General features: G+C 32.0%; 12 protein-coding genes. 1 reads left to right on the forward strand and 11 read right to left on the reverse strand.

Annotation, left to right across the window (positions count from 1 at the left end):
* Position 1: 1 nt before the first annotated feature.
* From ACTTAS_RS03965 to ACTTAS_RS04015, 11 genes are all read right to left on the reverse strand, one after another.
* Positions 2 to 985 (reverse strand): aldose epimerase family protein, encoded by a 984-nt coding sequence (locus ACTTAS_RS03965; RefSeq protein ID WP_440678399.1) that lies wholly within the window; start codon positions 983 to 985, stop codon positions 2 to 4.
* Between the two features lie 8 nt (positions 986 to 993).
* Complete coding sequence (locus tag ACTTAS_RS03970) at positions 994 to 1755, reverse strand: SDR family NAD(P)-dependent oxidoreductase (protein ID WP_440647702.1); 762 nt, start codon at positions 1753 to 1755, stop codon at positions 994 to 996.
* A 129-nt stretch (positions 1756 to 1884) separates the two neighbouring features.
* Positions 1885 to 2733 carry a phytanoyl-CoA dioxygenase family protein gene (locus tag ACTTAS_RS03975; RefSeq protein ID WP_440678400.1) on the reverse strand — a complete coding sequence of 283 codons (849 nt, stop codon included), beginning with the start codon at positions 2731 to 2733 and terminating at the stop codon, positions 1885 to 1887.
* 44 nt (positions 2734 to 2777) lie between these two features.
* Entirely contained in the window at positions 2778 to 3557 is a 780-nt protein-coding gene (locus ACTTAS_RS03980) for an ATP-binding cassette domain-containing protein (RefSeq protein ID WP_440654459.1), read from the reverse strand.
* On the reverse strand, positions 3557 to 5152 hold the full coding sequence (locus ACTTAS_RS03985; RefSeq protein WP_440618598.1) for an ABC transporter permease: 1596 nt from the start codon (positions 5150 to 5152) through the stop codon (positions 3557 to 3559). Before ACTTAS_RS03985 ends, ACTTAS_RS03980 begins: the two co-directional genes overlap by 1 nt.
* 72 nt (positions 5153 to 5224) lie before the next feature.
* A complete protein-coding gene (locus ACTTAS_RS03990) occupies positions 5225 to 6130 on the reverse strand; it encodes a sugar ABC transporter substrate-binding protein (protein ID WP_262589451.1) in 906 nt (301 codons plus the stop codon).
* A 177-nt stretch (positions 6131 to 6307) separates the two neighbouring features.
* Positions 6308 to 7210: an ROK family protein gene (locus ACTTAS_RS03995; protein WP_440678401.1), complete on the reverse strand. Its 903-nt coding sequence runs from the start codon at positions 7208 to 7210 to the stop codon at positions 6308 to 6310.
* Between the two features lie 5 nt (positions 7211 to 7215).
* Entirely contained in the window at positions 7216 to 7965 is a 750-nt protein-coding gene (locus ACTTAS_RS04000; protein ID WP_440651200.1) for an SDR family NAD(P)-dependent oxidoreductase, read from the reverse strand.
* Positions 7966 to 7968: 3 nt separating this feature from the next.
* The gene (locus ACTTAS_RS04005; RefSeq protein WP_440656450.1) at positions 7969 to 9441 is read right to left on the reverse strand and encodes a tripartite tricarboxylate transporter permease; all 1473 of its coding nucleotides are present in this window, start codon (positions 9439 to 9441) and stop codon (positions 7969 to 7971) included.
* Positions 9442 to 9948: a tripartite tricarboxylate transporter TctB family protein gene (locus ACTTAS_RS04010; RefSeq protein WP_440678402.1), complete on the reverse strand. Its 507-nt coding sequence runs from the start codon at positions 9946 to 9948 to the stop codon at positions 9442 to 9444.
* A gap of 23 nt (positions 9949 to 9971) precedes the next feature.
* On the reverse strand, positions 9972 to 10946 hold the full coding sequence (locus ACTTAS_RS04015) for a Bug family tripartite tricarboxylate transporter substrate binding protein (protein ID WP_440614563.1): 975 nt from the start codon (positions 10944 to 10946) through the stop codon (positions 9972 to 9974).
* 89 nt (positions 10947 to 11035) lie between these two features.
* Between ACTTAS_RS04015 and ACTTAS_RS04020 the strand changes: the two genes are divergently transcribed.
* A complete protein-coding gene (locus ACTTAS_RS04020) occupies positions 11036 to 12037 on the forward strand; it encodes a 4-hydroxythreonine-4-phosphate dehydrogenase PdxA (RefSeq protein ID WP_440678403.1) in 1002 nt (333 codons plus the stop codon).
* Position 12038: the final 1 nt, after the last annotated feature.

A 12038-nucleotide genomic window follows, 5' to 3' on the forward strand; every position in this document is an offset into this window, starting at 1 on the left:
TTTATGAAATATTTATTTTTGTAAAGTACTTATAAAGTTTTTTAGGTTTAATTAAAGTGCTTGGAAAATTTTTATTATTAGGTGCATCTGGATAGTGTTGGGTTTCTAAACAAACACCCTGGTAAGGAGCAAGTTTATTTTTATATCTCAAACCTTGGCTAGTATAGAGCTGTACACCTGGAAGATTTGAATAAAAGTCTAATTGAATATTAGTTTTTTTATTTTTTAGAGAGGCTAAATAATTTTTAGAATTTTTTTTAATACAATATGTTAAATCAAATCCCAATTGATTGATTGTATTAGATACTCTCTTTATTTTTTTGTTTTTAATAATGTCTATTTTTTTTCTAATATTTTGAAACTTATTAAAATCATTAATAGTATTTTTAACTTTTTTAATTTTACCAGTTGGGATTAATTTATTAGTTACTTCAAGATATTTTTCAGAGTTAATTTTTAAATCATGATTGAAAATTGTCTCTTTTTTACTCTTATTCAAGTTCCAATAACTATGATTGGTTAAACTCACATGAGTTAATTCGCTTGATTTATATTGATATTTTATAAATAAGCTTTTGTTTTTGATTTCAAAAATACACTCTGAATTTAGATCTCCTGGAAAACCTTGGTCTAAATTTTTAGATAATAATTTATAAATAATTTTAGTTTTTGAATGGTGTTTTATTTTCCATTCTAATCTATCAAATCCTATTTTTCCTCCATGCAATGTATTTCTTCCTTCGTTGCCTTCAAGTTTATAAATCTTATTTTTAATCTTAAATCTTGAATTTGAAATTCTGCCTGCGTACCTGCCGCAAGTAGCGCCCACATAAAAATTCTTACTGCCATAATTTTTTGTAGGACCTAGATTTAAGATTAAGTTAATTCTCCTTTTCTTGTCATAAACCTCGTACAAACAAGCGCCAATATTAATTGACTTAACTCTTAAATATTTATTTTCTATCGTTGAACTTTGTACTTGCACAAAGTCTCTTATAGCCAACCTTTATCAACGATGTAAGATTGATTTGTGCAACCAGAAGACTGTTCTGATGAAAAAAATAATACTGTTTGAGCAAGCTCATGAGGCATTAGTTTCTCTTTTAAACATTGGTTTTTCATCAAATCTTTTTCAGATTCTTCGTTTAACCACATATCAATTTGTCTTTGTGTTAAGACCCACCCTGGAACTACTGAGTTAACTCTAATATTAAATTCTCCCAAATCTCTAGCGAATGACCTTGTTAAGCCAACTACTCCAGATTTCGCTGCTGTATAAGCTGCCATACCACCTTGTCCAACCATCCAAGATGCTGAACCCATATTAACAATTACACCACCTTTATTTTCAATCATTGATTTTTTAACTGACTGTACTGTGAAAAAATAATGTCTTAAGTTTACATTTATTCTCTCATTCCAATATTCTTCTGTAACATCATCAATTTTATGTCTTGTATCATTAGCAGCATTATTGATTAAAATATCAATTGGACCTTTTTGATCAATGATATCTGCAATTGTCTTTTGAAGTTGTTTTATGTTTAATAAATCACATTCAATAAAAGTTGGTATTGAATATTTTTTATTTTTTATACTTTCAATTAATTTTTCGGATTCTGATACATTAATGTCTATAAAGTAAACTTCTGAACCTTGTTCACAAAAATGTTCAACAATTGAAGCTCCAATTCCTGATCCTCCGCCAGTGATAAATACTCTTTTATTTTCTAAATCGTAATATTTTACTTTCATTTTCTTAATCCTCCAATAGTTACAAAAATCTCTATCAGCATTATTTATAATTTTTATTTGATTAATTTTCTTAATGCTGTTTTTATTATTTTTACTATTTATAGAGTATTTAAATTAAAAATATATATTTTATTTAGCTTTATAACCTAAACCAATATTATTTATTTTTTTACTTGCATCCATTATTTTTGGATATTCATAATTTAATCCTAAAAGCTGTCGCACTTTTGGATGTGAATTATTTTTGAAGTCTTCCGATAAATAAGTTACCAAATCTTCAACTGGTTTTATATACTTTGGAAGAAACTCTATCAGTAATGCTGCTCTTTGGTGATCTGATTTATTTGGTGATGCTCCATGCCAACAGTTACCATTAAAAAAAACTAAATCTCCAGGATTAGCAATCATTTGTTGCTTGTTTGAAAAGTCATCATTTTCATTTGGATAGTGTAGTTTCTTTTGTGATCCTGGTATGAAAGCCGTTGCTCCTGATTGTTCTGAGCAGATATCTAAAGGTATAGTAGCCTGACAGTTTTGTGCAAATGAACTATTAAGACCCATTGGAAAAGTCTCACTATTATAAAAATCCCAATACGGATAATCGATATGTAGTTCTTGACCTATTGATCCTGGTAGCAATCTACTTGCGCAGTATGACCCACAAAAAAACTCTGAACCTAAAAGTTTAGACATTAAGCTAAAAATAATGTCATTTGTTATTAATTTACTAAAAACCTCTCCTTTACCAAATAAATTCCATATTCTTTGCTGTAGTTTAATTTTATCAGATGCTTCAGCTTCAGCATTAAAGTGGGTTTCTTTTTGCTCTTGTGTATCTGCAAAATGATTAACAATCTCTCTTGCTTCTTTGATATCGTTTAAATTATATACGTTTTCAACAACAATAACTCCAGATTCATGCATCAGTTCGTTTATTGCTTCAGTAATATTAAAATTATCTCTTGAGAATTTACGCATAGATAAATTTTAAGTGAAAAAAAATTAAAAAAAAATAAAAAAAATTATAACTCTAATTCTTTAGCTAGATCGCCAATTTTAGCACCACCCGCCATCAATCTTTTCACATCTTCATTACCTAGTTCTGAAGACAATCCTGAACCAATTACTTCTCCTAAACTTAAAAATGTAAATCGATCAGCTATAAGACGAGCATGAATTTCATTGTGTGTGATAAGTATAATTGCGATGTTTCCTAGATTTTGAACTTTTTTAATTGTCTTTAAAACTTCCATTTGCTGCTTTTGACCTAACGCTGATGTAGGTTCATCTAATATTAATATCTTTGCACCAAAGTAAATTGCTCTTGCAATAGCTAGTGTTTGTCTTTGTCCGCCTGACATTGTTCCAACTGGCTGATTAGGGTTTGCAATATTAATTCCAATTTTAGACATCTCTTCTATTGTTATTCTATCCATCTCATCCATTTGCATTAAACCAAATCCGGCGGGACCTTTGATTATTTCACGTCCAAGAAAAAAATTTCTTGTTACTGATGTTAAAGCGTTGAGTGCTAAGTCTTGATAAACTGTTCCAATACCTGCATCAGATGCTTGTCGTGGTGTAGTAAAGTTAACATTTTCTCCATCTACTTTTATTTCTCCACTTGTCATAGGATGAACACCAGATAAAACTTTAATCAAAGTTGATTTTCCAGCACCATTATCACCTAATAATGCATGAACTTCTCCTGGATAAACATCTAACGAAACACCGTTTAAAGCAGTAAATGCTCCAAATTTTTTTACTAAATTTTTTATTTCAATTAATGGTTTTTTATCCATTAGATATTTCCCATAATTCGTTTTCGTATATTCTCATTGGTAAAGGCAGCAGTAACAAGAACTGCTCCAAGGAACACTCTGTAGAACGATCCATCAATTCCAGGAATATAAAAGAAAGCTTCTTTTGCAATTCCGAAAATAATTGTACCTAGAATTATCCCACCAATGGTTCCAAAACCTCCAGTTAAAACAACACCACCAATTACGGCTGCAGCAATTGCTTCTAACTCTTTTAAATTACCTTTAGCTGTATCTGCTGTGTTAACTTCAAATACCTGACACGCCGCAAACATAGTTGCGCAGAATGCAGTAAACATAAATAGTGAAATCTTAACTTTATTAGTTGGTACACCATTAGCTTTTGCAGCATTAAGATTTCCACCAGTTGAATAAATCCAGTTACCTGCTTGAGTTTTACTTAAAATTAAATAACAAATAAATGCAATCAGTCCCCAAATCATCAAACAAGAATACATCCCTTTTGCAAAAATGTTTCCAAAGTTATTTACGTTCCAATCTACCGTATAATATAGCCAGTTAAACACTGGCTCCATAATATCGCCTCCAAAGAAATTAGCTACAGGTCTTGCGGTAACTATGGTGTCAATATAAGCTTTTGCTATATCAATATCAGTAACCGCTTTTGCTGCAACTTCAGGAACATTAACACCAGCTTCAATTTTCTTTGTTAAAATTTCAACCATTGAGTCATTACCAGATTTTTTTGCCCCAGCTAATGACTTTTCTAAAGTTGCAATCATCTTTTCAGCATTCATAGCAGTTTTGTAAGCTGCAACTTTTTCGTTAATATATGTTAATCGTTCTGTTAATTTTGCAACCGTGCTAGCTGGCACAGTACTAAGAATTTCTAATAATTGGTCATTTGGTAAAGATTTAGCTGCGTCTCTTTCCATTTCTCCATGACCTGGTACATTTATAATGTTTTTTATATCTGGTAAATCTGTAACAGTTGTTGATCCAGCAGTTTGATCAGGAGCTTTGTTAAATGCTCTGTATGAAACCTCAGTTAAACCTCTTAAGAAGAAAAGTCCTCCTAGTGTAACGATGAAAGAAGATATTCCACTCTTAACAATTATCCATCCCTGTATCCATCCAAAAGATAATGTCATACATAATGTAATTAATATTGCTAATAATGGAGATACATCTTGAATTTTAAATAATGTAAATCCTTCAAAATGAAAACCTCCCTCAAAAGATATGTAAGGAATAACAACAGCAAAACCCCATTTAAGTATCATTGCCATACAACCACCAGCAAAACCAATCATTGAACCAACAGAAAGATCAAATTCGCCTGCAATGATTAACATTCCAGCAGCAAGTGCAACGATTCCTAATTGTGCAATTACCCTAAAATTATTTCTAATTCCTAAAGCGTTAAATCCTTCACCAGAGAAAGGGTTAAGAGAAAATTGTCCTTCTGGAATAGAAAAGTATCCCAACATACAAAAAAGTAAAACCATAACTCCAAAAGGTCCAACTTCTGGTCGAGACATAAATGCAGAGTACCATTTTTTTTCACCTTGTCGGTCTGACTCTTGTCTTGGTTTTTTTGTTGTTGAAGTATTCATTAATTAAAGACTTATTAATTTTGTTAAAAAAAAAGGGCCGATTGAATAATCGACCCTTTAAATTATTACAGACTATCTATCAATACCTGCTAAAGCAGCAACTGAAGAAGCGTTAGACTTGTCAACGAAGCCAGGTCCTGATGGGATGTTAGCTCCTGGTAAAAGTCCAGCACTGTTGTTGTACAAGTGTAATACGATGATTGGCATATAACCTTGTAATCTTTGTTGTTGATCGATAGTGAAAGCAACTCTTCCAGATCCGATTAAATCCATAACTGCAGGACTTAAGTCGAAGCAAGAGTGGTGTACTGTCATACCTAGATCAGCTAAAGCTTTATCAACAGCTTCACACACGTGTGGTCCTACTGAAAGGATCGCATCGATATCGCTGTTAGCTTGTAAAGCAGCAGTTGCTCTAGTTTGAATAGTTGCAGGGTCAGATGTAGTATCAGTCATTTGCATAGGAACAGCTGAACCGTAACCTTCACATCTGTCTACAAGAGCTGTGTTGTATGCTTCTTGAATCATACAAAGTGCTTTAGAAGCACCTTCAGCTTTTGCTCTTTCACCAGCTTTTTGACCAGCAAGTAATTCAGGCTGACCAACGTGCATTAAAGCACCTAGGCTAGCAGAAGACTCTAAACCAGAGTTCATTGTAATTACTGGAACACCAGCAGCAACAGCAGCTTTAATAGCTGGGCCTAATGCATCTGGGTCTGGTAAAGAAATCACCATTCCATCTGGTTGAGTAGCTGCAGCAGCTTGAATTGAGCTTGCCATATCAGCCATATCAGCAGAAGGGTTGTAGATATATTCGAAGTCAGCGCCGATTGCTCTAGCTGCATCTTCACCACCTTTTTGAACTACAGGCCAAAAAGGATCTTTTCCTTCACCATGAGTAATCATGACGTATCTTTCAGCGAACGCAGAAGTTGCAAATAATGCAAGAGCTGCAATCGAAAGTATAAGTTTTTTCATTATTTCTCCCTTTTTTTTATATTTTTAAATTAATTTAAAAAACGAAATATACCCACTTTGAGTAAAGATCATAACAAAAAATATTAATACAACTTTTAATTGATTTTTTTTTTTAAATTTTTTTTAGCTTCTTTTCTTGTTTTTGAAATTTAGAATTTTTCTAATTTAAATTAAAAACTAATATGTCGCGCTTCTTCCCAATCTTGCAGCACCTCTAACACCACTAGCATCACCATATCTTGGTTTTAAAAAAACACCTTCGTACTCTCTTCCAATTACAAATTTTCGCACCAGTGAATCTATTTCATGCAAGAAATCAATTTCATTTGAAACTCCACCACCAAAAACAAAAGCATCGGGATCTAAAATATTTATTATACTTGAAAGTGACATTGCTAAATTTACTTTAAAATCATCTATAAATCTTTCTGCATCCAAATCATGTTTTCTATTTAATTCAAAAATTTCATTTGTTTTTAAACTTCTTCCATAAAGTTTTTTAAATCTTTTAGCCAAACTTAATCCAGATAAAAAACTCTCAATTTCTGCTTCTCTAGGGTTACTAGAGTCGAAATTTTCTTTCTTAGCAGCGAAATAAGGAATTTGATTATGACCCCACTCTCCTGCAACACCATTAGGACCACTTACAATTTTTCTGTCAATTACCAAACCTCCCCCAACTCCAGATCCTAAAATAATTCCATAAACAATTTTATAATGTTTCCCTGCTCCATCTATAGCCTCTGACAATGCAAAACAATTTGCATCATTCTCACAAAACACTTCTTTACCAAGTGCTTTACGTAAATCATTTTGAAATGGTTTTTTTTCTAACCAACTTATGTTGGGTACATTTTTAACCAAACCTGTTTGAGGAGAGTGAACTCCTGGATGACAAACTCCAATTGGAAGCTCTTGTTTAAACTCTTCTTCTAATTTTTTATGAATATCTCTTATTGCAGTAATAATTTTAGTATAATTTTTTGGGCACGCTATTCTAGATCTATGTTTTTCTTGTCCATCTTCTTCAAGTACAACGCTCTCTATCTTTGTTGCGCCAACGTCTATACCTACTTGCATAATGATTAGTATGTTGCTCTACCACCACTTAGATCAAATACTGCAGCTGTTGAGAAAGAGTTTTCTTCACTTGATAACCAAGCAACTAAAGAAGCTAATTCCTCTACCTTAGCAAATTTGTTTCTTGGTATTTTTGAAAGCATATAATTTATATGCTCTTCAGTCATTTGATCAAAAATTCTAGTTTTTGCTGCTGCTGGAGTAACACAGTTTACTGCAATATTTTTTTGCGCAAGCTCTTTACCTAAAGATTTAGTTAATCCTATAACTCCTGCTTTTGAAGTGCTGTAAGCACTTGCATTTGGATTTCCTTCTTTACCTGCTATAGATGCAATATTTACAATCCTTCCATAGTCATTCTTAACCATAAATGGAACAACTGCTTTGCAACAATAAAAAACTGCGTTTAAGTTAAGGTTAATTACCTTATTCCACTCTTCTATTGGATATTCTGCAACAGTAGTGTTCATGCCTGCTACACCTGCATTGTTTATAAAGATATCAATCTTACCATGAGATTTTTCAACTTCAGATAATTTTGAATTAATTGTTTCATAGTTGCTCACATCAACTATTTGATAAGTTAAATTTTCTGAATTTACTTTTTCTAATGCTTTTTTGGCTTCTCCTTCATCGATATCCCAAATTACTACTTTAGCACCTGACTCGATAAATCTTTCAGTGATAGCCAATCCAAACCCTTGGGCTCCACCAGTTACAATTGCCACTCTGTTATTTAAATCAAATTTAATCATAGTTTATTTTTTAATTTTTCTAGATCTTATTAATGGAAAAGCTAAAGCAATTAAAGATAAAATAAAGAATGTTAAAGCTATTGGTCTTGTAAAAAACATTAACCAATTTCCATCAAATATAACCAGAGATTGTCTCAAAGTACCTTCAACTAACTCACCTAAAATTAATCCAATTATAACAGGTACAACTGAGAAACCATATCTTCTCATAAAGAAACCAAGCACACCAAAAAATAACATGATCCAAACATCAATTATAGATTGATTTAATGAATAGGTTCCACAAACTGAAACTGCAAAAATCATTGGCCATAATATTTTATTAGGCACTAAAGTTATTCTTGCAAAAATTTTTGCACCAAAAAAACCAAATATAAAGAACAAAACATTAGCAATAAGCATTGCACCAAAAATTCCATATAAAAAGTCAGGTTGTTCTCTAAATAAATCAGGTCCAGGTCTAACCCCATGTATAATTAATCCAGTTAAAATAACTGCTGTTGTTGCACTACCAGGAATTCCAAGTGCAAGTGTTGGTACCATTGCTCCACCAGTTGCTGCATTGTTTGCAGCTTCAGCACCAGCTATACCTTCAATAGATCCTTTTCCAAATTCTTCTGGGTTTTTTGAAAATCTTTTTGCTTCTGAGTATCCAATTAAAGATGCAACCGTTCCACCTTCTGCAGGCAACACTCCAATAAAAGAACCAATACCACTAGATCTTAAAATTGTTTTCCAAGTTTTTTTATAATCATCTTTACTTGGAAGTTTAATTGCTTTTAAAGCTATTCTGTTAAATACTTGATTAATTAAAGTTGACTGAGTTAACATCTCACTCATTGCAAATAATCCAACAACAACAGGAATAAAACCAATCCCTTCTGTTAATTCATTAATTCCAAAAGTAAATCGATCAATTGATGTCATAAAATCTTTACCAACTGTTGAAATCAAAATTCCAAATGCACCTGCAATCAAATTCTTAATTGGACTTCCCTCTCCAATTGATGCAAGCATAGTTAAACCAAAGATCGCTAAAGCAAAATATTCTGGTTGACCAAATTCATATGCAAGTTGAGCTAATATAGGTGCAAAAAAGACAAGTATAACAACACTAAAAATACCACCAACTGTACTAGAAACAGTAGCCATTCCTAAAGCTCTTCCAGCTTCTCCTTTTTGTGCTAAAGGATAACCATCTAAACAAGTTGCTGCAGCAGCTGGTGTTCCAGGAGTATTAATTAGAACTGCTGTTATCGCACCACCGTAAGTACCTGCACAATAAATAGAAGTTAACAATACAATTGCTGACAATGGATCAAGTGTCATTGTAAAAGGTAAAATTAATGCACCACCAGTTGTTGGGCCTAAACCAGGTAACACTCCTAAAATTAATCCAAACAATGTTCCAAAAAATAAAACCAATAATAGCTTTGAGCTAAATAAAGGAGCCATCATTAATAATAAATTATCCATCTAGCTATAATAAATGTTAGTTATAATTCCAGGAGGAAATCTTAAACCTAAAATTGTTTCAAAGAAAATAAAGACAATCACTGGAAAAATAATTCCAACAAGTAATAAATAAAATATTCTTTTCTCTCCCCAGCAATAAGAAACAAAAATAGATAAAACTGAAATTGCTAAAAAGAAATCTAAAGTTTTTGAGATGATTAAAAAAATTACAAAACTTGAAAGTGTTAAATAGAATGATTTTGGTAATTTTTTTTGAACCTTCCAAGGATTTTTTGTTGCTAAATAATATATTAATAAAGTCATAGCTATTATTAAAACCAATAGTGCTTTTGGAAAAGTTGCAGGCTGTATTCCTCTATTCAATATAGGAGGAACAATATCAAAAGTAAAAGTAGTGATTAATAATGCTACAGAAATAAAAATAATTACAAAAGAGACTTTAAATTCATCTCTAAAAAAAAAGGGCAAACTTTTATTTGCCCTTTTTTGTTTTTGTACATTTTTCATATGCAAATGTACTTTTAATTAGATTAGTTAATGTAACCTAAAGCTTTTAGCTGAGCAGTCATTTCAGCAAGCATTTCTTCCATTTGCTTACCCCACTCGTCAGCACCAACTACACTAGTGTCATCAAGACCAATTTCAGTTAAGAAATTTTTGTAATAGTTGTGGCTCATAGCTTTCATCATTCCAGCTTCTAGTTGTTTAACTCTTTCTGCTGGAGCACCTTTTTTAGTTACGAAACCTCTAACAGTAGATAAAGAAACAGGAATTCCTAATTCTTTAGCTGTTGGAGAGTCACCAATTTTAGCCATTCTATTATTTGCTAAAACAACTGATACACAAAGTTTACCTTCGTTGATTTCAGTTAATGCTTCACCTAAGTTTAAAACACCTACATCGATATCACCTTTGATTAGGTTTGTTTTAATTGGTGCTACACCTTTGTAAGCAACAATAGTTGGATCTGTTAATCCACCTTTTTTAGTAAATGCAATTGCACTAACGTCATCAATACCACCTGTATGTGTTGTTCCATATTTTAGTGATTTTGATTTTTGTGCGCTAATGAATTTTTTAGCATCTTTAATTTCATTGTTACAGTTAACAACAAATAATTGAGGATCATCTGTACCTCTTGCTAAAGGCTGCATATCGCTTAATTTTACTTTAGTTTTTCCTAAAGCCATTGATACTGCATGACCAGTAGTCCAAGTTAAAGTGTGGTTACCATCTGCAGGTAAAGACATCATGTAATCCATAGATGCTGCTCCACCACCACCTTTTTTGTTAACTAACTGCATATCTTGCTTAAGAACTCTTCTTGCTCTTAACAACATCATTCTAGTAGTAACATCAGTTCCACCACCAAAACCAGCGTGAGTAATTGCTTGTATTGGATGTCCATCAGCTTTTGCTGAAGTGATCATTAATGGAAGAGCTACAACAAAAAATTCAGTTACTAAAAAAGCAGCTGCTAAAAATAGTTTAAAGCTTTTTTTCATTATTTCCCTCTTTAGTTTATTTAGTTTTTATATATATAACTTATATATAAATATATAATCATATTCTGATACAAAACGTAAAGTAAAAAATGACTCAAACAAAAGCTAACATCGCTCTACTACTTGGTGATCCTGCAGGGATAGGACCTGAACTTATCTCAAAACTATTAAGTGAAGAAATAACTAACAAAGCAAATATTGTTGTTATTGGTGAAAAACAAATTCTCGAGAGTGGAAATAACGTAACTGGCAATTCTCACCAACTTGAAATCGTTGAAGATTTTGATCAAATTGATTTTAATAAATCAAACAGATTTTTATTGGATATTTCAAAAGGAAAAAACCATAAATACAAAATAGCTGAACCTTCAAAAGAATCAGGCGAGAGTGTTTTGGAGGCTTTAGATTTAGCGCTAAATCTTGCTAAAGAAAAAAAAATTGATGCAATTAATTTTGCTCCAATGAATAAAACAAGTTTGAAACTTGGAGGAAATACCCACTCAGATGAATTGCAATTGATGGCAGAAAAATTAGATGTAAAAAGTTTTTGTTGTGAGTTTAATGTTATAGATAATTTTTGGACTGCAAGAGTAACCTCTCACATTCCAATTAAAGAAGTTGCTCAACACATAACAAAAGAAAATATATTAAAGCCTATTAAATTAATTAATGAAGTTATGGAATTGAATGGCGTAAAAAATCCTAGAATAGCAGTTCAAGCACTTAACCCACATGCAGAATTTGGTACTGAAGAAAAAGATGAAATTATTCCAGCAATAGAAGAAGCAAAAAAACTTGGATTTAATACAGATGGTCCGTTACCATGTGATACATCTTTTGTAGTTGCATATAAAAATAAAAATCATGATTGCATGGTTGGAATGTATCATGATGCACTTCAGTCTGGACTTAAAGCATTTGGTTTTGATAGAGGAGTTACAGTTCAAGGTGGGTTGACAGTTCCTGTAACAACTACAGCACATGGATCTGCGTTTGCAATTGCTGGTAAAAATGAAGCTAACTTAGCTCCAATTTTAAACTCATTTAAAATTGCATTATCAATGGCTGAAAATAAAAAGAAGTTAAGCTAAG

The sequence above is a fragment of the Candidatus Pelagibacter sp. HIMB1611 genome (assembly GCF_052047715.1).
Taxonomy (GTDB): domain Bacteria; phylum Pseudomonadota; class Alphaproteobacteria; order Pelagibacterales; family Pelagibacteraceae; genus Pelagibacter.